This window comes from Cohnella zeiphila, assembly GCF_014212055.1.
GTDB classification, from domain to species: Bacteria; Bacillota; Bacilli; order Paenibacillales; family Paenibacillaceae; genus Cohnella; species Cohnella zeiphila.
The window spans coordinates 279,272-303,864 of sequence record NZ_JACJVO010000024.1; the positions used below are offsets into that span (position 1 = coordinate 279,272).

25 protein-coding genes are annotated in these 24,593 nt (G+C 60.9%); 7 read left to right on the plus strand and 18 right to left on the minus strand.

Going from position 1 to position 24,593, the window contains the following annotated elements:
- Positions 1-57: 57 nt before the first annotated feature.
- The 9 genes from H7C18_RS20020 to H7C18_RS20060 form a co-directional block, all read right to left on the minus strand.
- On the minus strand, positions 58-579 hold the full coding sequence (locus H7C18_RS20020) for an EVE domain-containing protein (RefSeq protein WP_238357820.1): 522 nt from the start codon (positions 577-579) through the stop codon (positions 58-60).
- Between the two features lie 283 nt (positions 580-862).
- Positions 863-1,465, minus strand: coding sequence for a DinB family protein (locus H7C18_RS20025; RefSeq protein WP_185130855.1), 603 nt, complete (start codon positions 1,463-1,465; stop codon positions 863-865).
- 144 nt (positions 1,466-1,609) lie between these two features.
- Positions 1,610-2,560, minus strand: coding sequence for a helix-turn-helix transcriptional regulator (locus tag H7C18_RS20030; RefSeq protein WP_185130856.1), 951 nt, complete (start codon positions 2,558-2,560; stop codon positions 1,610-1,612).
- Between the two features lie 15 nt (positions 2,561-2,575).
- On the minus strand, positions 2,576-4,240 hold the full coding sequence (locus tag H7C18_RS20035; RefSeq protein ID WP_185130857.1) for a class I adenylate-forming enzyme family protein: 1,665 nt from the start codon (positions 4,238-4,240) through the stop codon (positions 2,576-2,578).
- Positions 4,241-4,292: 52 nt separating this feature from the next.
- Complete coding sequence (fabF, locus tag H7C18_RS20040) at positions 4,293-5,534, minus strand: beta-ketoacyl-ACP synthase II (RefSeq protein ID WP_185130858.1); 1,242 nt, start codon at positions 5,532-5,534, stop codon at positions 4,293-4,295.
- Entirely contained in the window at positions 5,527-5,994 is a 468-nt protein-coding gene (locus H7C18_RS20045; RefSeq protein ID WP_185130859.1) for a thioesterase family protein, read from the minus strand. The genes fabF and H7C18_RS20045 overlap by 8 nt, the downstream gene beginning before the upstream one ends.
- A 105-nt stretch (positions 5,995-6,099) precedes the next feature.
- The gene (locus H7C18_RS20050; protein ID WP_238357821.1) at positions 6,100-6,681 is read right to left on the minus strand and encodes a CBO0543 family protein; all 582 of its coding nucleotides are present in this window, start codon (positions 6,679-6,681) and stop codon (positions 6,100-6,102) included.
- Between the two features lie 12 nt (positions 6,682-6,693).
- Positions 6,694-7,911, minus strand: coding sequence for a hypothetical protein (locus H7C18_RS35805; protein ID WP_337913791.1), 1,218 nt, complete (start codon positions 7,909-7,911; stop codon positions 6,694-6,696).
- Positions 7,912-8,007: 96 nt separating this feature from the next.
- A complete protein-coding gene (locus tag H7C18_RS20060; protein WP_185130862.1) occupies positions 8,008-8,409 on the minus strand; it encodes an SRPBCC family protein in 402 nt (133 codons plus the stop codon).
- A 123-nt stretch (positions 8,410-8,532) separates the two neighbouring features.
- On the opposite strand from H7C18_RS20060, the gene H7C18_RS20065 reads away from it, so the two are divergent.
- The 3 genes from H7C18_RS20065 to H7C18_RS20075 all read left to right on the plus strand — a co-directional run bounded on the left by H7C18_RS20065 (position 8,533) and on the right by H7C18_RS20075 (position 11,470).
- Complete coding sequence (locus H7C18_RS20065; RefSeq protein ID WP_238357822.1) at positions 8,533-8,964, plus strand: VOC family protein; 432 nt, start codon at positions 8,533-8,535, stop codon at positions 8,962-8,964.
- Positions 8,965-9,247: 283 nt separating this feature from the next.
- On the plus strand, positions 9,248-10,429 hold the full coding sequence (locus tag H7C18_RS20070; RefSeq protein ID WP_185130863.1) for an epoxide hydrolase family protein: 1,182 nt from the start codon (positions 9,248-9,250) through the stop codon (positions 10,427-10,429).
- 102 nt (positions 10,430-10,531) lie between these two features.
- A complete protein-coding gene (locus tag H7C18_RS20075; RefSeq protein WP_185130864.1) occupies positions 10,532-11,470 on the plus strand; it encodes a helix-turn-helix transcriptional regulator in 939 nt (312 codons plus the stop codon).
- Here H7C18_RS20075 and H7C18_RS20080 read toward each other — a convergent pair.
- Positions 11,467-12,054 (minus strand): NAD(P)H-dependent oxidoreductase, encoded by a 588-nt coding sequence (locus H7C18_RS20080; protein ID WP_185130865.1) that lies wholly within the window; start codon positions 12,052-12,054, stop codon positions 11,467-11,469. The two genes, H7C18_RS20075 and H7C18_RS20080, sit on opposite strands and share 4 nt — an antisense overlap.
- A 119-nt stretch (positions 12,055-12,173) precedes the next feature.
- Between H7C18_RS20080 and H7C18_RS20085 the strand changes: the two genes are divergently transcribed.
- Entirely contained in the window at positions 12,174-12,620 is a 447-nt protein-coding gene (locus tag H7C18_RS20085) for a MarR family winged helix-turn-helix transcriptional regulator (RefSeq protein WP_185130866.1), read from the plus strand.
- 33 nt (positions 12,621-12,653) lie between these two features.
- Here the strand turns inward: H7C18_RS20085 and H7C18_RS20090 are convergent, their stop codons facing one another.
- From H7C18_RS20090 to H7C18_RS20110, 5 genes are all read right to left on the minus strand, one after another.
- On the minus strand, positions 12,654-13,103 hold the full coding sequence (locus H7C18_RS20090; RefSeq protein WP_185130867.1) for a YdeI/OmpD-associated family protein: 450 nt from the start codon (positions 13,101-13,103) through the stop codon (positions 12,654-12,656).
- A 273-nt stretch (positions 13,104-13,376) separates the two neighbouring features.
- Complete coding sequence (locus H7C18_RS20095; RefSeq protein WP_185130868.1) at positions 13,377-14,174, minus strand: alpha/beta fold hydrolase; 798 nt, start codon at positions 14,172-14,174, stop codon at positions 13,377-13,379.
- A complete protein-coding gene (locus H7C18_RS20100) occupies positions 14,171-15,463 on the minus strand; it encodes a sigma-70 family RNA polymerase sigma factor (RefSeq protein ID WP_185130869.1) in 1,293 nt (430 codons plus the stop codon). Before H7C18_RS20100 ends, H7C18_RS20095 begins: the two co-directional genes overlap by 4 nt.
- Positions 15,460-15,894 carry a YciI family protein gene (locus tag H7C18_RS20105; protein WP_185130870.1) on the minus strand — a complete coding sequence of 145 codons (435 nt, stop codon included), beginning with the start codon at positions 15,892-15,894 and terminating at the stop codon, positions 15,460-15,462. Before H7C18_RS20105 ends, H7C18_RS20100 begins: the two co-directional genes overlap by 4 nt.
- A 133-nt stretch (positions 15,895-16,027) precedes the next feature.
- Positions 16,028-16,882, minus strand: a complete 855-nt coding sequence (locus H7C18_RS20110; protein WP_185130871.1) for a helix-turn-helix transcriptional regulator — start codon at positions 16,880-16,882, stop codon at positions 16,028-16,030.
- Between the two features lie 120 nt (positions 16,883-17,002).
- Between H7C18_RS20110 and H7C18_RS20115 the strand changes: the two genes are divergently transcribed.
- The 3 genes from H7C18_RS20115 to thyX all read left to right on the plus strand — a co-directional run bounded on the left by H7C18_RS20115 (position 17,003) and on the right by thyX (position 19,417).
- A complete protein-coding gene (locus tag H7C18_RS20115; protein ID WP_185130872.1) occupies positions 17,003-17,851 on the plus strand; it encodes an NAD-dependent epimerase/dehydratase family protein in 849 nt (282 codons plus the stop codon).
- A gap of 230 nt (positions 17,852-18,081) precedes the next feature.
- Positions 18,082-18,501 carry a hypothetical protein gene (locus tag H7C18_RS20120; protein ID WP_185130873.1) on the plus strand — a complete coding sequence of 140 codons (420 nt, stop codon included), beginning with the start codon at positions 18,082-18,084 and terminating at the stop codon, positions 18,499-18,501.
- 202 nt (positions 18,502-18,703) lie between these two features.
- Positions 18,704-19,417, plus strand: a complete 714-nt coding sequence (gene thyX / locus H7C18_RS20125; protein WP_185130874.1) for an FAD-dependent thymidylate synthase — start codon at positions 18,704-18,706, stop codon at positions 19,415-19,417.
- 28 nt (positions 19,418-19,445) lie between these two features.
- Here thyX and H7C18_RS20130 read toward each other — a convergent pair whose 3' ends face one another.
- The 3 genes from H7C18_RS20130 to H7C18_RS20140 form a co-directional block, all read right to left on the minus strand.
- On the minus strand, positions 19,446-20,399 hold the full coding sequence (locus H7C18_RS20130) for a hypothetical protein (protein WP_238357823.1): 954 nt from the start codon (positions 20,397-20,399) through the stop codon (positions 19,446-19,448).
- A gap of 133 nt (positions 20,400-20,532) precedes the next feature.
- Positions 20,533-22,254 carry an assimilatory sulfite reductase (NADPH) hemoprotein subunit gene (gene cysI / locus H7C18_RS20135; RefSeq protein ID WP_185130876.1) on the minus strand — a complete coding sequence of 574 codons (1,722 nt, stop codon included), beginning with the start codon at positions 22,252-22,254 and terminating at the stop codon, positions 20,533-20,535.
- A 132-nt stretch (positions 22,255-22,386) separates the two neighbouring features.
- Positions 22,387-24,228, minus strand: coding sequence for an assimilatory sulfite reductase (NADPH) flavoprotein subunit (locus H7C18_RS20140; protein ID WP_185130902.1), 1,842 nt, complete (start codon positions 24,226-24,228; stop codon positions 22,387-22,389).
- Between the last annotated feature and the right edge of the window lie 365 nt (positions 24,229-24,593).

Consider the following 24,593-nt stretch of genomic DNA (forward strand, 5'->3'; position numbering starts at 1 on the left):
TGCGATTCTGCCCGAGGACGTCCGTATCGGATTCCGAGCTGGACGGGGTCCCACGCCTCATGCCTCCTGGCGGACGATCGCCAGCATCGCCTCGGCAATCGTTCGGAAATCTTCGCGGTCGATCTCGAAGTGGCCGGTGCGGAACAGGTAACCCCAATTGCGCTTGCCTCGTGTCAAATTCAGACGGTCGAGCAGGTCCGCGATTCGGGCTTGCTTGCAGGGAATATACGAGATGTTCCGGCGAAGCGGAACGAACGTCTCGGACATGGCGTACTCGTACACTTGATCGTCCGCCACGCGCCCGATGGCGGTGAAAGCCTGCAGCGGCTCGCCGCTTCCCATCTCGGTGCGCGGGGAGTAATACACGAGCCAATCGCCCGCCCGCATCCTTCGCAGCGGCGCGGCCTTGCCGTGGCACAGCTGAGCGAAGCCGCCCCGCACGCCGCGCTGCACGTGCGAGGCGGAGACGACGCCGATCCAAAAGCGCGCCCCTCCTCTCTCCTGAGCGAACGGGATTTCGATATCCGGTGCCCCATTAGCTCCAATACCCGCTTCAACGCCCATTGGAGCCTCGTCCATTCCTCGGTTATCCGTGTCGCTCGGAAGAGAGAGTTCCTGCCGGTCCTTCCCCTGAGCGAGCGGGATTTCGAAGCTGTGCGCCCTGGAAGCCCCGCCGCTCCCATGAGCCTCGCCGGTTTCCTGAACCCCCCGGAATTTCTCAGGAGCTCCACCGGTTCCCCGAATCTTCCCGCCTCTCCCGGATGTCCGACCGCCTCCCCGAATCTCCCCGCTTCTCCCGGTTTCCCGACCGTTTCCTCGGACCTCCCCGCCGCTCCGGGGAGGCGTCTGTTCCCGCCGTATATCAGACATGAGCGGCTCTCCAGGCGTCCTCCAGACGCTTCTTCTGGAGCAGATGATGGCGGTAGTGCATCTCGATGAGCCGGAACCACTGCAACGCGTTCAATCCGCCCAGGCGAGGGTGCGCGACCGTGTTGAGGAGAACGGAGGAATCGGGTGCCGATCCTACCTCAGCCCCCTTAGCCGCATCGGCCACATCCGCCAAAGCCGCGGCCACACGGCCCTCGAATTCCCGCATTTGGCGAAGGGTCTCTTGCAGCGCCTGAACGATCTGCTCCTTGCCGCTCGGCTGCGGAGGCGTATACTGCGGAGAAGGCGGGACGCGAACGCGTGTCGGAGGAAAGCTTCCCTCCGCGAACATCGCTTTCCCTTCCTCCGTCATCTCCCCTGCCGATACGGCCGGGTTTCCGTCCGGCGCGAGGCAGAGCCGCGCGTTGCGCAGCTGCATGAACTGTGCGGCAAGGGCCAAGTGCATGTACATCTGGCCGAGCGACCATTCGCCCTCCTCCGGCACCCATGTCAGCTGCTCCATGCCGTAACGATCCAATTCCCGGATGTAAGCAGCCACCGTCTCCTCGAATTGACGCAAAATTTCCTTCGTATTCATTCTTCCGATCAGCTCCTTAAAGATGGTCCGGCGGGATGCCCGGCAAGGGACGAGGCATGAAGCCTTGTTCTTGCGCCCTGCATGGCGAACCGCCGATCCTGCAATCTGATCTCAGCATACAAAAACGCTACTGACACCTATCTGTCAGTAGCGTTCCAACATTTTTCCGATTTCTTCGCGAATTCGAGTCCTGAGCGATTCCGGCTCCAGGATTCGAACGCCCGCCCCCCAGCCGAGCGCCCATTGGAGCAGCTCCTCGATCCGCCGTACGCGGAATGTCGCCAGCCAGGCTCCGTCCTCGCGCGGTTCGAGGGACTCCAGATAATAATTGTTCTCTTCCCCGACCCGATCCGCGATGTCCGAACTTACCAGCGCCAGAACCTGCACGTTCCGGTCGTCGGCCGGCCGATGGTCCGCCAGACGGAAGCCGGGCAGGAATTCGAACGTCTCCTCGAGCACCGCCAGCTCGCTCATGCGCGAGAGCCGGAAATGGCGAATGTCCTGCCGGAGTCCGCAGAACGCGACCAGCGACCACGTCCCGCCTGCGAAAACGAGCCCGTAAGGGTCCGCCGTTCGCTCGCTGAGCCGGGTTCCGTCCTCGCCCGGTATCTTTTTCGCGTAGCGGAACCGCACCCGCCGCTTCTCCAGAATCGCCCTCCGCAGCCGGTCGAGCACCGCTTTTTCCCGTCCGTACATGCCCGCCGTTCCTTCGTTCAGCAGCCGGGTTGCCGACCGCACCCGAACCGTCTCGTCCCGCACGCTCTCCGGCAGGATCGCTTCGATCTTCTCGCGGGCGCTTCGCGCCCTGGCGCCGTATTCGGCGTCGAAGCGGAACTCGACGAAATCCGCCCCGATGAGCAGCGCCGCCGCTTCCTCCACCGTGAAGCTGACAGGCGGCAGGAAGTAGCCTTCCATCAGGGAATAACCGGTTCCCGGAGCGCCCGCCACCGGGACGCCGGCTTCGCTGAGCGCCTGCATGTCCCGATAGATCGTGCGCACGCTCGTCTCGAACCGGGCGGCCAAATCCTCGGCGCGCAGAACGCCCTTGCGCTGGAGTTCGACGACGATGGCCAGCATCCGATCCGTTTTGTTCATGCAGCCAACCCCCGTTTACCGTTCGAACAGCCCCTGCTTCTGGTCTTCTACCGCCATGGAGCGTACCATGAAGTGCCGCTTTTTCCCCGTCGCCGTATAAGGAAGCTCGTCGATAAACCGATAGAAGCGCGGCTTCTTGTACGTCGCCAGCATCGGATGCTCGCTGCAGTACTTGTTCAGCTCCTTGGCCGTCAGCTCGGGATCCGCCTTGATCACGTAGGCGACGACCGATTCGCCGCGCAGCTCGTCCGGCACGCCGACGACGACCGATTCCTTGACCCTCGGATGCTGGTTCAGAATCTCTTCGATCTGCACGGGGTGGATGTTCTCGCCGGACGAGACGATCATGTCGTTCTTGCGCCCCACGACCGTGACGAATTCGTTCTCGTCCCACGTGCCCATATCGCCGATGTAAATCCAGCCTTTGTAGAAAACTTTCTCGCTTTCCTTCTCGTTGTTGAGATAGGTATACGTCGTTTTGGCCGGCGCTTTGACGATGATCTCGCCGACTTCGGAGCCGTCCTTGGCCACGTGATCGTCCGGCTCCGCCCGGCGATCCGGATACACCTTGACGACCGCCACCTCGTCGTCCGTACAGGAGCGGCCCGCCGAGCCCGACATCTCCGGCAGATCGTACGGGCGCAGGAACGTGTTCCAGAACGCTTCCGACGTGCCGTAGCCGTTGAAAATGTTCGGGGTCAGCGTCTGCTGGAACTTGATGCAATCTTCCCGCGACAGAGGCGCGCCCATCGTGACGATTCCTTTGAGCTTCGACAGGTCCGCGGGCGTCTTCTTCTGCGAGTCGTGCAGCATCTTCAGCATCGGCGGCGCCCCGATCAGGAACGTCAGCCCGTACTTCTCCGCATATTCCAGGGTCGTCTTCGGATTGAAGTAGCGCATGACGACGATCTCGCCCCCGACGTACAGCGTCGGCGTCGGGCCGCCGGAATGCAGGCCGCCGCGATGGAACCAGGGGCTCATGTTCATCGTCCGGTCCATCGGCGACAGCGGAAAATGCATTGCCACGTCATGAGCCGACATGACGTCGTTGATATTGTTCATGGGCACGCCTTTGGGCCGGCCGGTCGTCCCCGACGTGTAAAGCCGCGTCGTCTCGTCATAGATGTGATGAGGCCGGGCGACGGGAGGGTTGTTCTCCGAACGGCCGCGAACGTAGTCGTCGTATCGAATATGGCCTTCCGGCACCTCGGCGTCGCCGTTCAGGTCCGCCGCCACGATCCGGCGCGGCCGGTGCTTCGCCATGGCGAGCGCCTTCTCGGCCGTCTCCTTGTTCTCCGCGTCGTAGACGTAGACGGTCGGCTTGCTGTCGTCGAGAATGAACGCGGTCTCGCCCGGGGACAGCCGGAAGTTGATCGGGCAGTTGATCGCCCCGATCTTCTGCGGCGCCAGGTAGCTGAACACGAACTCGGCCGAGTTGAGCAGCTGGTACAAGACCACGTCGTTATGGCCCACGTCGTCCTGCATCAGCGCGTCCGCGAATCGGTTGACTTCCCGGTTCAATTCCGCGTACGTCCACGTCCTGTTGCGAATGGGGCAGGTCAGAGCCGGGCGGTTCGCGAACCGATGCACGTTTCTCAGAAAACCGTTCAAGTAGGTGAATTCATATTCAAACGTGTCTTTGAACATGCGAATGTCGTAGGTGTAATCTCTCTCTTCCATGGTGCTTCACCCTTCCGATAGGGAATTGTTGACCGGCCGGCATGCCGGCCGTTTACGCCTCTTCCTCGTATCTGCCCACGATCAAGGAAGCGTTCTGCCCGCCGAAGCCGAACGAGTTGGACATCGCCACCCGCACGTCCGCCTTGCGGGCTTCGTTCGGCACATAATCCAAGTCGCACTCCGGATCCGGCTGCTCGTAGTTCAGCGTCGGCGGCACCGCGCCTTCGCGGATGGCCTGCACGCACGCGATCAGCTCGGTGACGCCGCCGGCTCCCATCAGGTGGCCGGTCGCTCCCTTGGTCGAGCTGATCGGAATCCGGCGCGCATGCTCGCCGAACACCGCCTTGAGCGCTCGCGTCTCCAGCCGGTCGCCGAGCGGCGTCGACGTTCCGTGGGCGTTGACGTAGTCCACGGAATCGGGCGACAGCCCCGCTTGCGCGAGCGCCTGGCGCATGCAATAAATCTCGCCGCGCCCTTCCGGCTCCGGCGAGGTGACGTGGTACCCGTCCGTACAGTTGGCGTGGCCGAGCAGCTCGGCCTTGATGCCGGCTCCGCGGGCCCTGGCGCCGTCCAGCGTCTCGAGCACGACCGCGCCCGCTCCTTCGCCCATGACGAAGCCGTCCCGGTCCCGCTCGAACGGACGGCTGGCCCGCGCCGGCTCGTCGTTCCGGGCCGAGAGAGCGCGCGCCGCGGCGAGCCCCGCGTCCATCAGGCCGCACAGAATCGATTCCGCGCCGACCGCGACGACTGCGTCGGCTTGTCCGGACCGGAGCAGCATGGCAGCGAGTCCGACCGCATCCGCCCCGGACGAGCAGGCGGTGTTCACCGTGTAGCTCGGGCCTTGCAGGCCGTGAACGATGCCGATATGGGCGGCCGCGATGTTCCCGAGCACTTTGGGCACCAAATGCGGAGAAACCCGAAAGCTTCCGCTCCGGGTGATCTGATCTTGGGTGTCCGCCGCGGTGGAGATGCCGCCCAGCGCCGTTCCGAGCACGATGCCGACCCGTTCGGGGCTTGCCGCCGGCCTGCTGTCCGTTAGCGCTTCGGCCGCCGCCGCCAGCGCGAACTGCATGAAGATGTCCGTCTGCCCCGCCAGCTTCCGCGGCATGTAAGCCGCCGGGTCGAAGCCCTTCACCTCGGCGGCGATCCGGACCGGCCATTCCTCCGCGTCATATCGGGTAATCCGGCCGATGCCCCCTTGACCGGAGAGCAGCTGCCGCCAATATTCGGCGACGCCGATGCCGACCGGCGTGACCGCGCCCATTCCGGTGATGACGACGCGCTCTTTAGCCATTTCCTCCGCTCCCGTCCGCCGTCCGTCGGCCCCACTTGTCTTGCATTTGCCGCCACAGCTCCGGATATCGCTTCTCGAAGTTGAACGGAAGCCCGTCACTGTCTACGAACGTATGGGATGTCTGGCCTTCCGCCGCCTTCCCGCCGTCTTTTTTGAAGATCTCGTAAGCGAACGCCATCCGGGTGCGCGTAAAAGAAGCCAGCGACGTGCGCACCGTAATTCTCTCTTCCGGCCGCAGCATCCGCTTGTACCGACAGTCCGCCGTCAGGCACACAAGGGCGATTCCGAGCACATGGAACGTCTCCATGTAAGGAAGCTCGTACGCATCCATAAACCTCATGCGCCCGTTGGTGAACCAATCGAAATTTTTGGCGTAATAGGAGATTCCCGCCGCATCGCAGTCGCCCCAGGTCACGATCATCTCCATGTCGTGGCTCGGGCGCCGTTCTCTTTCGTCCACTGCCGCCCCTCCTTGTCCGTTCTTTATCCCGGATACATTATACTCTCAAAATCAAGATTTGAAAAAGTAATTTGCTACCTTTTGTATAGCAAAACGCCGCCGGCCTCAACGGGCTTCCGGCGGCGTTGCAGCGGACCTGGCGAATCCGCGGATGATCAGCTTGGCAAGCGTTGTGGAGGCGTTATAGAACAAGAAGGAGTAAACGAGCATCCACCCGCTCAATTTGTAGTAGCCGATCCAGATGAAGATCGGTTCGGCTATGAAAGCAAGGAAAGCGGCGGCAATCAGGTTGGCGATCCAATGGGATTTCCAGGTAACGGAGAAATACTGGTACACCATCATAAGAAAGATCGGCACCAGAACGGAATCGGCCGTGATCAGAGGAGGGAGGATCGGCAGCAGCTTGATCGGGTAGCTCCACCACAACAAATTCGTTCCGAAATTATCCAGAAGCAAGGCCATGAGATCGATCATGCTGCCGTAAAACGCGATTTCATAGGCCCGTTTCTTATCGACGGCGAGCCACCAAAGGATCAGGGGAATGACGGTAAGGGCCGCGAGGAGCCACCATTGCCAGGTAAACACCTCATCTTGCTTCCACCTGAGGATCTCGAGCCGGTGCATCTCGGCCCTCAGCTTCTGCACTTCCTGGAGGGTTTCCGAGTCCGATAGGTTCAAGTTCAACAACATGTATCCCCCTTAGGCCAGTCTGGCCACGCCAAGCGCCATATGCCGCCAGAGAATCTTCTCCACCAGCTCGATTTGATGCTCCTCGCAGTTCACGAGGACAAAAACCTCCGTGCCTTTCTTTCGACTCTCCCGATTCGTTTTTTTTCTTCCGATACTCAGGTCGACGGCCAAGCCGATTCCGAACCCGACGAACGCTCCGATAATTCCCCAAATGACCGGCCCCCATTCAAGAAGGAATCCGACGGATGAGCCGACAACGGCCAATGCGGTAGCGCAGGCTACCCCGAAGTCGATCAGACTGACTCCGTCCGAGCGGTGCAGCGAATCCAGCATTCGGGGCGAAGTTTCCCTGCGATCCAGCGGCACCGCCAGAATCTCCTCCTTCCGGACGCCGATCTCCTCCAATCGGGTAAGCGCCATTTCCAGATAGGTCGAATGATCGAAGGATGAAACGATCCGCATAGAATCCTCCTTCTTCCTCTGATAATTCGATTGGAGGAACCGCTTCTGCTCTTGGTCGAACAATTTGTTGTTCTCTACCGTATTCGTATAAGCGTCGTAAAGCCCGAAACCGAACATGGACGGCAGAAAAAGCAGCCATCCCTTATCGACGACTTGAGTCGCCCGGTGAAAATCTCCCAGCAAGGAGTAATGCAGTCCTTCCAGGAAATGGGACATGTAAACGGCGCCGATCCATCCCGTCAGCAAATAAAACGCGGTCACGATTCGATGAATGTAAAGCTGTCCCATCCCGGGCATCAGGCAAGACCATGCCAACGCCAGCCAAGGATTGCGCTTATCCAGATAATTGATCTCCATGGTGCCGATTTTGAAAACTTGAAAGTACGATTTCTCCCGGTTCGCCAGCGTATAGACATGATTGAGGTCGATGGTCGTCCGGTAGCTGTCGTAGATTGCGAACAGGTATACCGGGGCGTACAGGGACATCCATCTGACGTCAAGCGTTTCCTTGGCCAGCGCGAAACGTCCCATGAAGGAATAGACCATGGCGGTGTTGAGATGGGACTGGCTGTTGATCAGGATCTCCCATCCGATGAGAAGGAAGCCCCTTAAATATTTGGACAACAGAAGATGCCCGAATCCCGGGAAAGCCGTGGACCACCATGCAATGACCCACGGATGCCGGAAGTGAAGCTGAGTCGTCCCGAGCAAACTTACATACGCAACTTGGCGGCGGGGCGGGCGATAACGAAGTTTTGATTTCACCGGAACAATCTCCAAATCCATTTTTAGAAATTATTCGCTTATTGAGGATCGATTAAACCCGATGGGGGATTCTTTCTCCGGCGCCGGCTTGGCAGATTAGCTTTCCAGCGTTCTTTTGAGCGTCTGCAAATCTTGTTCCACCATGCCGGCGTCCCGGAGGAACTGCTCGTCCGACATGCCCGGCAGCTGGAACGAGGTAATCAGGATCTCGCTCCCGGTACCGTTCGGAACGACCCGCATCGGCACTCGCGCCTCCGTCCCCTCCGTGGAAGTCACGATGTGATCCAGCACTCCGTAAGCGTTGCGCTCCGCGAATCGGATTTTCATCGGGCCTTCCGGCGTCTCCAGGATCCATTCGCCCCGCTCTTCGCGGATCGAACGGCAGAAAGACGTTACCCAGACAGGAAAATTTCGCAGATCGGCGACATAATCGTAAACGGCTTCCGGCGGGCAAGCGATGGAGACAGTTAACGTTCGGGCTTTCATCAGTTCGGTCATAGCGATCGGCTCCTTTTTAATTGGATCAACCCCATCATAGCCTAGGATGATGACAATACCTGTCACCATTATCGGTTACGATAAGCTCCGTAAACAAAATAATCGTTAAGGAGCTGATTCACGATGTCGATGACGTCACTGGAATTGAACCCTTTTATTATGTTGGACGGACAGGCCGAGGAGGCGATCGCTTTTTATGAAAAGGCGCTCGGGGCGCAGGTTCTCTTCAAGCAGAAGTTCGGAGAAGCGCCGGATCGCGACCGGAATCCGGTGCCGGAGGGCTCGGCGGACCGGCTGGCGCATTCCGTGCTGAACGTCGGCGGCGCGACTCTGTTCGTGGCCGATTTCGCCGCGAGCCAGAGCGGCCGCGAAGGAAATCGGGTACAGATCTGCATCACGGCGCCCGACGCGGATCATACGCGGCGGATTTACGAGGCTCTGCTCGAGGAGGGACAGGCGAACTTCCCGCTGCAGCCCGTGCACTTCAGCCCTGCCTACGGCGTCGTGACGGACAAGTTCGGCGTCGTGTTCCAGGTGTTCACGAAGCGGGCTTGAGCCTGGCGGCGACACGTTCATTTTTTTGAAATTACGGTGGCATCATTAACGATCGGCACACCATCGAATTCTGGCCAATGGGCTCTTGATACGATGATTTGCATCGTTAGCGTACCGGCTGGCAGGTAAGCCCTGTGAATTGGGCATGCATATGAGCCGTCGTTGTGAAAAAAAAGATAGCACCCTTCTCCGACCCTGACAGGATGCTGTCAGGGTCGGCCCCTTAGAATGAGAAGTGTAAAGAACGCCAATCCACTTCCTCAAATCCAAGGAGGCCCTATCCATGACTCAATTGAACGCAAACGCCGCCGCCAATGCAAACGCAACGGCATCCGCCGAAATCCGTCCGTTCCGCATCTCGATCCCGCAAGCCGACCTGGACGATCTGAAGAGCCGCCTGTCCCGGACCCGCTGGCCGAACCCGCTGCAGGGCTCCGGCTGGAAGTACGGCGTTCCGCTGGCGTATGTCCAGGAACTCGCCGCTTACTGGCAGGACGGCTACGACTGGCGCAAGCACGAAGCCCGTCTGAACGAGCTGCATCAGTTCCGGACGACGATCGACGGCGCCGACATTCACTTCATCCATGTCCGTTCGCCCGAGCCGAACGCGCTCCCGCTGCTGCTGACGCACGGCTGGCCGAGCTCGATCGTCGAGTTCCTCGATCTGATCGGACCGCTCGCCGATCCGCGCTCGTACGGAGGCGACCCCGCCGACGCGTTCCATCTCGTCATCCCCTCCGTCCCCGGCTTCGGCTTCTCCGGCTCCGGCCTCGAAGGCGGCTGGAACATCTCCCGCATCGCCAGAGCCTGGACGGAATTAATGAAGCGGCTTGGATACGACCGGTTCGGCACCCATGGCAGCGACCTCGGGGCGATGGTGTCGCGCGAGCTGGGAATCCAACGGCCGGAAGGGCTGGTCGGCCTCCACGTGCTGCAGCTGTTCTCGTTCCCTTCCGGCGATCCGGCCGAGATGGCCGATCTGTCCGCCGACGAAATGGCGCGGCTGCAATTCCTCGGGAACTTCCAAGAGCGCGCCGGCTTCAACGTCATCCAATCGACGCGCCCTCAGACACTGTCCTTCGGTCTGTCCGACTCGCCGGCCGGCCAACTGACTTGGATCGCGGAGCTGTTCAACGGGTTCGGCGACCATGTGGATGCGATCGACCGCGACGCCTTGCTCACGAACGTGATGCTCTACTGGCTGACCAACACCGCCGAGTCGTCCGCGCGGATCTACTACGAGAACGCCCATAACCCCGAGCAGGATCCGCAAGCCCGGAACGCGGCGCCGACCGGCGTGGCGGTTTGCGGCCAAGACTTCAAGTCGATCAAGCGGTTCGCCCTTCGCGACAACGCCAACGTGGTTCATTGGTCGGAATTCGACCGGGGCACCCACTTCGCCGCGATGGACGCGCCGGATTTGCTGGCCCCCGATATCCGAACCTTTTTCCGCCGCTTCCGTTAACCTGAGCGCAAGCAGGACGAAGCCGGTCCGCCGTCGAAAAAGAAGGAGGGTTCGCCGCGGCGAACTCCTCACCTTTCGCGACAAGAACGGAGGGAATATCCCTTGAAGCTGGACCGGCTGCTCGCCATTACGATGACCTTGCTCAATCAGCCACGCGTCAGCGCGACCGAACTGGCCGAACGGTTCGAGGTCTCGCTGCGCACGATCTACCGGGATATGGAATCGATCAACCAAGCCGGCATTCCGATCGTTTCTTTTCCCGGTTCGGATGGAGGATACGAGATTATGGCGGGCTTCCGCATCGATAGGCAGATGCTCTCTCTGGACGACTTCTCCGCGATCTTTTCGGCTTTGCGTGGCACCCGCTCCGCGACGGACAACCCGAATCTCGACGAGCTGCTGGAGAAGATCGGCGCCTTGATGCCCCGCACCTCCGGCTCGGCGGGCCAAGACATGCCGATCGATATGGACTTCTCCCCGACGCCCAGCGACAAGGAGAAGATGGGGCCGCTTCATCAAGCGATCCGGGAGCTGCACCTCGTTCGCTTCGAATATTTGGACAACAAGGGGACGGAGACGGAGCGGACGGTCGAGCCGATGGGGCTTTTTCTGAAGGGATATGTATGGTATCTCTACGCCTATTGCCTTACCCGCTCCGATATTCGCGTGTTCCGGCTGACGCGCATGCTGAAGCTTCGCGTTCTGCCGGAGACGTTCGTCCGCCGCGCCTATACGCTTCAAGACGTCGAAGAGCAGTTCATGAGCCGGGCGGACTTCTCCAAAGTCGTAGCGGAGCTGCGATTCGGACCGAAAGTCAAAACGCGGGTGCGGGACGAATTCGGCTTCGGACAGGTGACGGAAAATCCGGACGGAACGCTGAGCGTCAAGGCTCCTTACTCTTCCCTGGACCGTGCGCTGCAGAACGTCCTTAGCTACGGTAGCCACGCTACCCTTCTCGGGCCGCCGGAGTTGATCGAAGAGCTGAAACGGCAAGTTCGGGAGCTGGCTATGAAGTATGAGGTTCAGGTTCGGCCGATTTAGCGAGCCAAGCTTTGAAAATGCCGGTAGACCCGCTCCAGCTTCTTCTCGTGCCTGCCTTTCGGGCTCTCCATGCTGCCGAATTCGAAGAACTTCACCTTCTTGATGCCCACGAACCGGAAGAGCGCTTTGCGCATCAGCACCTTGTGGGCGTCGTGCAGCCACAGCAGAGGGTAGCGGGCGGGCCCTTTCATCGTAGAGATGCAGACGACCGACTTGCCCTTGAGCAGACCTTCCGGGAATAGGCCGCCGCGATCCCGGTAAGCGAAGCCGGCCGCGAACATCTGGTCGATGTAGCCGAGCAGCATGGCCGGCGGCCGCCCCCACCAGATCGGATAGACGAACACGATCAGATCGGCGCGCAGCAGCTGCTGCCGATGCTTCTCCAGCCGGGGATCGGCGTGCATGTCCCTCCTGCGTTTGTTCTCGTTAAAGACGAGGACGGGATCGAATCCTTCCTCATACAAGTCCAGCACCTCGATCTCCGTGATGCGGGGATTGTCCCGGCTCCCTTGAATCACTTTCTGCAAAAAGGCGTAGCTCAGACTCTGGTGATTCGGATGCGTGTAGACCAGCAGGACGTTCATGGCGGCCCCTCTTTCCTTATCATTTGATAACAAAAGGGTAGCACGACCTTTTTATGTTGTCAAATGATAATTGTTTTCTGATAAGGGGTTTGTTATCGTGGGGTCAAGAGGTGATTGGGATGGATCAGGAAGCGTTCTTTCGCAAGCTGGTGGATTTTACCGCCGCCGTGCATCAAGTGAAGCACGAATTGACCAAAGACCTGCCCCTTGGCTCCGTTACGCCGGTTCAGTACGGCATTCTGGAATATATCGCGGTGCATCAGCCGGTTACCCTTAGCGAGATCAGCGATTGCCAGCATATGTCCATGCCGAATACGAGCCGCGAGCTGAAGAAGCTGACCGAGAAAAATTTGTGCGAGAAATCGATCGCCGCCGAAGATCAGCGCAAGCAGTATATTCGCCTTTCGCCGGAAGGGCAGCGAATGATGGACGATATTTTCCGGCGGATCCATAGCCGGTTTGAGGAACGGATCCGGACCGTCCCCGAGGAAGGGCTGAAAGCCATCGACCGCGCCATGGACGTTCTACGCGCCCAATTGTTCGACACGAGTTACGCCAAAAAATAGAGCTCTTGCCCCGGCGGGAAGAGCTCGCTGCGGCTATTCCGTCCTTCCTTCCCGAAGAAGGCCGACGGTCTTCTCGATCCGGCGCTGCCGGGTTTCGGCGGCTTTGGCTCCCTCGATCGGCAGTACCAGCCGGCGTTTGTTGCTGTAGGACAACCCTTCGAAGAACCTCTCCGCCGCCGCGTCCTGGGCCAGCGCTTGCTTGAAATCGTCCGGCAGCACGAGCTCGCGCGGCTCGGTATCGAGTTCGAGCTCGACCGTCAACTCGTCGCCGGCCGCGATTCCGGCGCCCTTGCGGTGCTCCGCGCTGACGGGGATCATGGATTGCCCGCCCATCACGCCCACCGTAGAGCGATAGCTATAGCTCCCGATCTTGACGCGAACCGCGGGCTTCTTGCCCGATCCAAGCGCGGCGATTACCTCTTCCGGCACTTCGATGCCGGTCGCCGTCTTGCCGTTTTGCTTCAGAACCGCTTGAAATTTCATGATGGTGAACCTCCTTTGGCATGATGGTTTGATTTCAGACTAACTTCGTCATCCTCGCCCCGCATACACAGCTTTTGATCGGATTTCAGACTAACTCCGCCCTCCGAAGCCTCGAAAAAAACTTTTTAGTCTGTTTTCAGATTAACTCTGCCTTTCTCACCCCGTACACGCAGCTTTTGATCTGTTATCAGACTAACTTCGTCATCCTCGCCCCGCGTACGCAGCTTTTGATCTGTTTTCAGACTAACTCCGCCTTTTCGTCCCCCCCGCGCCCTAACGAGCGAAAAATTCCGTCAGTATCGGAGCGAGCGCAGCCGGCTTCACGATATGCGTCTGGCCTTCCAGCGTCTGAAATTTCGCCCCCGGCACGGCGTCCGCGAGCGCACGCATCGCGTTTCGCATCCAGGCCGGACTTTTCCCGCCCGTCGCGACCAGCGCGGGAATCTTCACGTTCGACCAGCGGCCGGCGGGAAAAGCTCGGCCCTGCTGACTATCGATCGTCAGCAGCGTATCGTAAGGGAGCGTATGCGCGACCGCTTTCAGCTTCGGCCAGGCCGGCATCAGCTGCATCATGGCCACGAACGGAGCGGGCACGCCGACTCCCTGCCGCATGAACTGCTTAACAGCCGCGCCGCGGCGGCCGGACGCAAGATGGCTCTCCATGCGGCTCAAATAGTCTCCCGCCACGGGCCGGCGGGTGCCGTCCACGATGAACGGCGCTTCGTACAGCGCGATCTTCCGAATGGAAGGAAGCCGGGCCGCCGCTTCCAGAACGAGGGCCGCCCCCGAGGAGATGCCGTAGACATCCGCCGAACCGCCGGCCTCCGCGATGAGCGCCGCGAGATCCTCCACCTCGCGTTCGATCGCGTAAGGAGCCGTGTCCCCGCTGTCGCCTCTTCCTCTCCGATCGTACGTATAGACGGTAAACCGCTCCCGAAGAAGAGCCGCAAGCGCGCCGTTGGGCCCGTTCGTCCGGCTGCAGAGGGCGCCGTCGACCAGAATGAGCGGCGGGCCGCTACCCTGAACTTCGTATGCGATCTTCGTGCCGTCTTGAGAATGCGCGATCTTCATGACTGCTTCTCCTCCGAATCCGGAATCTCATCATATCCGCCGCACTCGGCGGCGCGCTTCAGCAGAATGCCGCGCTCCCGCTCGTTGCGCGTCAACTCCGCGGCGCGAAGGAACTCCCCGCTCGCTTCCTCGTTGCGTCCCAGCTTCGCGAGCAGATCGCCGCGAACGCCGGGCAGCAGAGGGTACTCCTTGAGAGAGGGCTCGGCCGCCAGCGCGTCGACGACTTCCAGCCCGACCTCCGGGCCGAACGCCATGGACAGCGCGACGGCCCGGTTGATCTCCACGACGGGCGAGGGCGCCACCCGGGAGAGCGCATCGTACAGCGCCGCGATGCGAATCCAGTTGGTCTCGCCGGCGGTGCCCGCCCGGGCGTGGCAGGCGGCGATCGCCGCCTGCAGCGCATACGGGCCGAAGGGCCGGCCGAGCTTCTCCGCCCGCTCGAGCGCGGCCAGACCGCGGCGGATCAGCAGATGGTCCCACTGACCGCGGTTCTGGTCCATGAGCAGGATCGGTTCCCCGGTCGGGCCGACCCGCGCTTTGAAGCGGGAGGATTGAATCTCCATCAGCGCCACCAATCCGTGAACCTCCGGCTCATCGGGCGCGGCGGCGGCCAGAATTCTTCCCAGCCTCAGCGCTTCGAAGCAAAGAGTCGGCTTCAGCCAGCTTCCGCCGGACGTCGCGACGTATCCTTCGTTGAACATCAGGTAGATCACTTCGAGCACGGACGCCAGCCGCGCCTCCCGGTCGGCCCCCTCGGGCATCTCGAACGGAACTCGCGCCTCCGCCAGCGTCCGCTTCGCCCGGACGATTCGCTGGGCGACGGTCGGCTCGGGCACGAGAAACGCCCGCGCGATCTCTTGCGTCGTCAGCCCTCCGAGCAGCCGGAGCGTCAGCGCCACGCGGGCGTCGGAGGAGAGAATCGGGTGGCAGGTCGTGAAAATCAGCCGAAGAATATCGTCGCCGATATCCCCTTCCAGAACCGCGTCGAATTCGGACGGCTCGACGTTGCTTTCGCTCTCCCGGCCCAGCTCCTCGTACTTGCGTTCGAGCCTTTTTTTGCGGCGCATCTGATCGATCGCCCGCCGCTTGGCGGCGGCCATCAGCCACGCGCCCGGCTTGTCCGGGATGCCGGTCTCCGGCCATTTCTCCAGCGCGATCAGGAGCGCATCCTGCGCCAAATCTTCGGCCAAGCCGACGTCCCTTACCATCCGGGCCAGGCCCGCGATCAGCCTCGTCGATTCGATCCGCCAAATGGCGTCGATCGTGCGGTGGGCATCGATCGCCGTCACGCTTTTCTCGAACGTTCAACCCGCTCGCGGAGCGCGGCTTCCTTCGCCAGCGCTTCCGGGTCCTGGGTCAGCTCTTCCGGTTCGAAAATCTGGCGCAGCTCGATCTGCCCTTCGCCGAAGCCATGCGGGTCCGGCATGCGCATCGCCCACTCGATCGCCTCTTCCCGCGAGCTCACCTCGATGATCGTGAACCCGGCGATCAGCTCCTTCGATTCCGTGAACGGACCGTCCGTCACCTTCGGCTTTCCTCCGGGTTCGGGATACGAGATGCGAATCGAGTCGGAGCTCGGGTGGAGCCCTTGGCCCGCCACCAGTACGCCGGCCTTGGCCAGCTCCTCGTTGTACTTCATCATCGCGTTGATCAGCTCCAAGCTTGGCGGCTTGCCTGCCTCGGAATCCTTCGTGGCCTTGACGATCATCATAAATTGCATCTGAATGGCTCCTCTCGAGCGGGTTTGGTCAGCCCTTCTTCCCGGGCTTCTATTCATGCGACGAACAGACTTCAGCCAAATCGACACATCAAGAACATTTTTTTAAAAATTATTTTCGGTTGGTTCTGCAAGATCATTCGCCGCTATTTTCCAAAAACCTTCTCGGGCCGATCGCCCGCTCGATTCCCTCCGCCGTATCCGGCGAAGCGGAATAGATGACGAGCTTCAAATCGGGCCGGTCGGGCGGCTGCAGGGTTACCTGCTCGAATTCCATCTCCCCGATCTCCGGATCGCGCCAGCGCTTGTGGCAATCGACCGCGGCTTCGACAGCATGGCGGGGCCAGGCAAGGCGAAACAGCTCGCTGGTCCGCGTGAATTCTTCCACCAGCTCCCGGAAGCGCACATCGTTCGGATAACGGGCAAAGTCCGCCCGGAAGCGCGCGATCAGAATTCGAGCCTTGTCTTCCCAATCGGGATTGATCCTCCGAACCGTAGGGTCCGCCAGAAAGCGCCGCAGCCAATTCGGGCGCCCGGACATGCCCGGAGCGAACGCCGGAAGCCGAAACACCCGTTCGGCCGCCCGATTCCAGCGAAGCAGGTCCCAATCCCGCGCCATCAGCAGGGCGGGATTCGGATCCAGCGCGAACACCGCGCGCGCAAGACCGGCGCTCTTTTCCGCCGGCAGGTTCTCCCGGGGAGGCTCGTCCGGTTTGGCCAGCCGGTGAAGATAGCGGCGCTCCTCCTCGTTCAAGCGCAGGGCGGCCGCCAGGCTATCCAGCACCTCGGCCGATGGATTCACGTCCCTGCCCTGCTCGAGAGAGGTGTACCAGGACGTTCCGATATGCGCGAGCTGGGCGACTTCCTCCCGCCGGAGCCCGGGCGTGCGGCGGCGGCCGTATGAAGGCAAGCCTGCTTCTTCCGGCGTCAGCCGCTCCCGGTGCGCCCGCAAAAACTCGCCCAGCAATCCGCGCGCCGACGTCTCTTCCATCCAAGGCCCTCCTTTATCCTGACACTGCCAGTCGTACGTTACGCGCAGAAAGGCAGCGGGCTTTCCTTTTTGTCATACTGCCAGTATAGCATTCCACCCTCGCAAAAGGAGTCGATCCACATGAAGATATGGGTAACGGGAGCGACCGGCAAAGTCGGCAGCCGATTTGTTCCGCGTTTGCTGCAGCGCGGCCATCGCGTAACCGCATTGGTAAGGGACGCCGGGAGAGCGGAGCCGCTGCGCCGAATGGGAGCGGAACCGGTCGAAGGCGATCTTCTGGAACCGGGCGGCTGGGCCGATACGCTGCAAGGCGCCGATACCGTCGTTCACCTGGCTGCGCAGCTCCACGGCGGCGTGGACGAAGCGACTGCGCAGCGGGCCAATATCGACGCCAGCGTCATTCTGGCGGAGGCGGCGCTGCAGGCGAATGTGCCCCGATTCGTGCTGGCGAGCACGAACCTGGTGTACGGCTCCGGGAGCCGGCCGGCGCCAGGCCGCGAAGAAGACGAGCTTCGGCCGCCCTTCACCTACCCCCGGTCGAAGGTGGCCGCAGAAGAGGCGCTGCTCCGGCTGTACCGTGAGCGGAATCTGGGCCTTCGCATCCTGCGTCTGGCGTTCGTGTATGGAGAAGGCGATCCCCATGCAGTCGATTATCTGCGCGTCATGCGCGGCTGGCATCCGGCCCAGCGGCTGCAAATGATCCACCATGCGGATGTCGGCCAAGCGCTGCTTCTTGTCGCCTCCGCCGCGGGCATCGACGGCCAAATCTACAACGTCGCGGACGACGCGCCCCTCACCGCCGCCGAGCTGTTCCGCCTGCATGGCCAGGCCGTTCCCCAGCCGACGGAAGCAACGCCGGCGCTCGATCCGTGGTTCATGATCGCGGACACGACAAAGATTCGGGACGAGCTGGGCTTCCGCCACATCTTTCCGACGTTCTACACGGCTCGGGACGCGGGCGCTTTGTAACGTCGCTCTCTGCCCGCCCCCAATCGGCTGCGTCCGATTGGGGCTCTTTTTTATACCCAACTGTGCCTGCCCCCGTCCGAAAGAGATTCAGGGAGATCGCCGTTCCTGAAAAAAGGTTGAAAGCTTGTCCCCTCTTCCCTGCCGCGGATCCCCTCGAATACGAACGTTTGTTTTTGCGCTTTGCCCGTTTTTTCCATGGGATGCTACGATGGGCTGGGGGGAGGAATGTCATGAATTTGCTCGTGCCGCAACCTAAACTGGAATCGTCGCTCGAACAGTTGGAGGACGCGCTGTCCTTCCATTCCGAGGTTGACCTTGCGGTTTTACCGGAAGGGTACTTGAACGAGAATGTCGAGCAAGCCCGCGAGTCGGCTCGCCGTTACCGTACAAACCTCGCTGGCGGTTACAGAAATCTCCGGGAACGGCCGAAGGACCGGGCGATTCTCATCGACCGCGGCGGCGACGTCGTCGTAGACCGCCCCAAGTACAGCTCCATCTCTGTTGCAGAGATTGAAGGTCTCCGGATCGGGCACCTTCTCTGCGACGAGCTTGTTCTGCAGGGGGTTCAAGGAGCGGAGGCGGCGGACTTGGATGTGCTTGTTCACCCGATCGGCGTGGGGATGTTCAGCGAGGAACCATTCGCCGAATGAACGGAAACGGCGCACCGGATTGCCGCGGACTATCGGACCGTCGTCATCGGCGCCAGCCATGCCGACGGCTCTTACGGGGATTCGGGAGTGTCGATCCCCATCGCCTATTGCTACGATCCGACCGGAAACCCGGTCTTCGTCGCCAAGAACGACTTGCGGCCGCGAATGGTCAACATTCTTCTTCATGAAAGGGGGAACCTCGTTGTCTCGCATCGATGTTTTGGATAAAGGCTACGTCCGGCTGGTAAGCCATATGGGAAGCGACCTGACGGTGGTCAACGCAGCCCGGGTGTCGTACGCCAAGCAATCCGATGCGCTGTCGGACAAGGACGTCAGGCTCATCAAATTCCTGGCTCGGGAGGGGCATACGTCGCCTTTTCGGCACGCCATCCTGCAATTCGAGATTTACGCACCGCTTCTAGTTGCCAGGCAGTGGTGGAAATACGTTATTGGCTCGGCACATTATGAAGGTACGGGAGACAGTCTGGAAGCGTGGAACGAATCCAGCCGTCGTTACGTGACCGAAGAGCCGGTCTTTCATATTCCCGAAGCCGGCGAATGGCGCGGCAAACCGAACCACTCCAAGCAGGGCAGCGGAGCAGCCGTCGCCTGGGAGCTCGGAGAGAAGTATACGCACGAACTGATGGCTTACACCGAACTCGGACTGCAAAAATACGAGGCTGCGCTGGCCGACGGTATATGCGCCGAGCAGGCGAGGTTGTTCCTCGCGGCCTATGGGCTGTACGTGCGTTGGTACTGGACCGCTTCCTTGCAATCGGTCGCCCATTTCCTTAACCAGCGCCTGGAGCATGACGCCCAGCAGGAAATCCGGGACTACGCCAAGGCGATTCTGGAGATCTCCAAGCCGCTGTTCCCGACGGCGATTAATGAGCTGTTGACGAATTGCGAAACGTGAACTGGTTCCATGCCTCCTCCCTCTCCGCTCATTCGGACAGAATGATGTATCGGAAGTTCTCGACCGCGGCGGCCGGAGGATGGGAAACCCGGCGAAGGTGGTCATAGAAGCTGAAAGGGAATTTGAACGCATGGCCGAAATCCCAGTGCTCGGCGGAATAGTCCCGATCCCAATATTCGGCTTCGGCCGGCAGCCGTTCGGAGCGAGGGGCTCTGACGAGAGGCAAGCGGTCGACGGGCGAGCGCAGGGAAAGCGGACGCTCCGGGTCGAGATCGCGGCTGCGGCGCAGCGCCTTCGCCAGCTTCAGCAGCGCGGGAAGGCCGCGGCGGAACATGTCCGGATGTCCGAGATCGTCCAGCACGTTCAACGCATGCGAGAAAGTCAGCAGGTGGCCGATCAGGTCGTGATGCGCTTCCGCCCTGTAAATCGCAACGAAAGAGGCCAGTTCCCCGATGACGAACGCGGACAGCTGGTCGGCGCCGGCAATTTCGGGGATCCGGTCCTCCGCTTCAATCTCCAGCTTCTTCACTTCGGAAGCGGAATACCCGAGCCAGGACCGGCCGGGCGGCGTGTTCTTGAACGAGCGGATCAGATCGACGATGCCTTCGATGTCCGCACGGGAGCCCCAGCTCCCGAGTTCGCGCAGGGCCAACAGGCTTGCCGAGGAATAAATGACATGGTGTCCGACCCAGTGGAGCCCGTCGATCGAAGCGTCCAACGCCTCCAAGATGAGTCCGGAGGCGATCGCGAAATCCGTCTTTTCCCCGGAGGCGTCCTCCGAAAAGCCACTAGCCTGAAGGGCCGCCATCGCTTCGGCCTGGGCCGCGATTCGGCGGGCGGCTTCCGGCGATTCCGCATGATCGCGCGCCAGGAAAAAGCCGGCGATCGCGGCGGCGCCTATGTGCGCTTCCCAGATATCGCCCGTCCGACTTTTGCATTGGGAAATGATCTCAAGCCCTTTTTCCAGCAACGCTTCGTTCATCTCCATTCCTCCCAGACTCGAAGTTGATAAGCGTGATGGCTGCTCAGGCGTCTTGAACTTTGTTTGTTTATTAAACAAACATATAAAAAGAAACAGACTTCGCCAAGCTAGCGATCGTCTGTTTCTTGGATGATCAAGCGTGAAAATCGAGTCCGTTATGAACTTCCTTGACGTATCCGGCGCGGATGCAGAAGTCGCCGAAATGCTCGCCTTCGTCCCGTTCCTTCGCGTACCGGTTCAGAATCGGCTTCAGCTCGCCCAAAATTTCGGACTCCCCGATATTCTCGCGATACAGCTTGTTGAGCCGTTCGCCGGTAAACCCGCCGCCCAGGTACATGTTGTACTTGCCCGGCGCCTTGCCAATGAACGACATCTCCGCCAGCGCCGGCCGCGCGCAGCCGTTCGGGCAGCCGGTCATGCGGACGACGATCTCTTCCTCGCGGAGGCCCGCCTCGTCGAGAATCGTATCGATCTTGTCCAGCAGCGTCGGCAGATACCGCTCGGACTCCGCCATCGCCAATCCGCAGGTCGGAAAGGCCACGCAGGCCATGGAGTTCCGGCGCAGAGCGGTGTAAGCGGCTCCGTCGGTCAGCTTGTATTCATCAAGCAGTTGCTCGATTTTCTTTTTCTTCTGGGACGTGACGTTCCCGATAATCAGGTTCTGGTTCGGCGTCAGCCGGAAATCGCCCGTATGCGCTTTGGCGATCTCGCGCAGACCGGTCATGAGGCGGTAATCGCCTTGATCCTTCACCCGGCCGTTCTGGATGAACAGCGTGAAGTGCCATTTGCCGTTGCTGCCCTTCGCCCAGCCGTACCGGTCGCCGTTATGCTCGAAATGGTACGGACGGGCCGGCTCCAGCTCCCAACCCAGACGCTTGTGCAGCTCCTCCTTGAACCACTCAATCCCGCGGTCGTCGATCGTGTATTTGAAGCGCGCATGCTTGCGCACCGCACGGTCGCCGTAGTCCCGTTGGATCGTGACCGTCTTCTCCGCGACGTCGACTACCCGCTCCGGCTTGACGAAGCCGACGACCCGAGCGACTTGCGGATACGTCTTCGGATCTCCATGCGTCATGCCCATGCCGCCGCCGACCGCGACGTTGAAGCCGATCAGCTTCCCGTTCTCGTGAATCGCGATGAGGCCCAAATCCTGCGAGAAGACGTCCACTTCGTTGGCCGGAGGCACCGCGATGCCGATCTTGAACTTCCGCGGCAAGTAAACCGGGCCGTAGATCGGCTCCTGCTCTTCCCCGTCGCGGCTGTCCGCGACTTTCTCTTCGTCCAGCCAGATCTCATGGTAGGCCCGGGTCCGCGGCTCCAGGTGACGGCTCAGCTTCTCGGCCCACTCGTACACCTGCTCGTGAATCTCCGACTGGTACGGGTTCGGGTTACACATGACGTTCCGGTTGACGTCGCCGCAAGCCGCGAGCGTGCTGAGCAGCTCCTGATGAACTTCCTGAATGACGCTCTTCATGTTCCACTTGATGACGCCGTGAAGCTGGAACGACTGCCGCGTCGTCAAGCGAATCGAGTCGTTGGCATACTTCTGCGCGATCCGGTCCATCATCAGCCATTGCTGCGGCGTTACAACGCCGCCGGGCGCCCGCACGCGCACCATGAATTGGTAAGCCGGCTCCAGCTTCTGCTTGCTCCGCTCGTTGCGCAGGTCGCGGTCGTCCTGCATGTAGCTGCCGTGGAACTTCATCAGCCGGTTGTCGTCCTCGGAGATCGAGCCGGTAATCCGGTCCTCGAGCGACTCCCGCAGCGTCCCACGCAAATAGTCGCTTCGGCGCTTGATATCTTCAACGTCGCTGTGCGGCGCACTGTTCGGCGACAATAAATTATTATCCGACATTCCTCTTCCTCCTTCCCGCAACCGTTATCTCCGGCCGCAACCGTTATCGTCAGCAGAAGGCTGATGGATCGGTTGCCGGCCCAGCCGAAGGCTGACGGATCGGTTGTCGGGCTCGCTGTCTTGGCCGCGGACTTAGTAAACGTCCCGCTGGTAACGCTTCTCCTGCTGCAGACGAGTCAGGTAGTCCGCCGCCTCGTCCTCGCTCATTCCGCCTTCTTGCCGCAGAATGGAGAGCAGCGCCGCATGCACGTCATGCGCCATCTTCTTCTCGTCGCCGCATACATATACGGCCGCGCCGTTCTGCAGCCATTGGTAAAGCTCCTTGCTCTTCTCCAGCATCCGGTGCTGCACGTACACTTTCCGATCCGTATCGCGGGAGAACGCGACATCCATTCGCGTCAGCACGCCGTCTTTCAGCCAGCGCTGCCATTCGATCTGGTACAGGAAGTCGGTGGCGAAGTGCTGGTCTCCGTAGAACAGCCACGTTTTGCCCTCCGCTCCCGTCTCCTCCCGCTCGCCCAGGAACGCGCGGAACGGAGCGACGCCCGTGCCCGGACCGATCATGATGACCGGCGTATCCGGATTGGCCGGAAGCTTGAAGTTCGGGTTCTCCTGCACGAATACCGGCAGCGAGCCGCCGATCTCCAGCCTCTCCGACAGCTGCGTCGAGCAGACCCCGTAACGGATGCGCCCGTAGGACTCATAAGCGACTTTGCGCACGGTTAGATGGACTTCGTCCGGATACGCCGACGGGCTGCTCGCGATCGAGTAAAGCCGGGGCGGCATTTTCCGCAGGATCGAGATCAACGTTTGGGCGGACGCGCCCTTCAGACGGTAATCCTGCACGAGGTCGAGCAGATCGCGGCCTTTGACGTACTCCCGCAGCTCTTGCTCCCGGCCGGCCGCCAGCAGTTCCTTCACGCCGCTGTCCGGGAACAGCTGCGCCGCCTGCTCGATCAGCGGCTTCGTCAGCACGGTGATCTCGAACCGGTCGGTCAGCGCTTCGCGCAAGGAGACGCTCTCTCCGCTCTTGGGCAGAGACACCGGCTCATCCGCTTTCAATCCGAGCTCCGCAATCAATTCCTCGACCAACCGAGGATGGTTCGACGGGTAAACGCCGAGACTGTCGCCCGGCTCGTAACGCAGGTTGGAGCCTTCAAGCGACAGCTCCACGTGACGAGTCTCCCGATCCGATCCGCGTCCGTTCAAATTGAGGTTCTCCAGAACCGCGGCCTGGAACGGACGGGAACGGGAATATTCCGATTCGGCTCCGGCGGAGATCGCCGCGTCTCCCGCTGCGCTTGCTCCCGCAGGCGCCGATGCTCCCGCCGATTCCGCGAGCGCGGACAGCACGCTCGCCATCCATTCGCCGGCCGCATCCTCGAAGTCGACGTCGCAATCGACGCGCGGAGCGAGCCGCTTGCCGCCCAGCGCTTTCAGCCGCTCGTCGAAATCCTTGCCGATCTTGCAGAAGAACTCGTATGAAGTATCGCCCAACGCGAGCACGGAGAACGGCATGCCGTCCAATTGCGGCGCCCGCTTGCTGTGCAGGAATTCGTAAAAGGAAATCGCATTGTCCGGCGGATCGCCTTCCCCTTGCGTGCTCACCAGAATGAACAACTGCCGAACCTTCTTCAGCGTGTTCGGCTTGAAGTCGCCCATCGAAGAGAGCGTCACCTGAACGCCCCGATCCTCCAGCTTCGCGGCGAACTTCTTGGCCAGCTTCTGGGCGTTCCCGGTCTGCGACCCGAAGAGCACGGTCGCTTCCTGGGGAACGGCCGGCGCGCTCGCCGCCGGAACCGCCGTTTGTCCCGCGGCCGCAGCCGCTGCGGGCATCCCTGCGCCCTGCCCCTGCAAAGCGGACAAGTAACCGCTCAGCCATATTCGCTGTCCTTCCGTCAAAGTGGGCAGCAGACGGTTCAGCAGCTCCACCTGGTCTTGCCCAAACGGACTGTTCGTGACTTGCAGCACCAACCTAAGCACCTCGCTCGTTTCTCCGTAAGAAGTATTTCCGACAATTCTTATGCTATTTAAAAGTTATTGATTTCTACCGTATCATGATCAGGTCTAAGTTTCAACGAAAATGATTTTATAGGTTCCATAAGGAGCGGAAATAAATAACCGGGCCCCAAGTGCGGAACGACCGGTCGGGATGATCTCCCATTATTTCTCTTCAAATGAAGCATCCGCACCGAATAAAGAGAAAAATTCCCTCTATTACATGTAAACCCGGCCGCATAAGCAGCCCGGCTCAACGATAAGCGGCCTGCCATGCCTCTGTGCGGGGCATGGGATCGGAGCCCGCCCAGGTCCTTTGCGCTAGAGTGAAGGGCTGACCA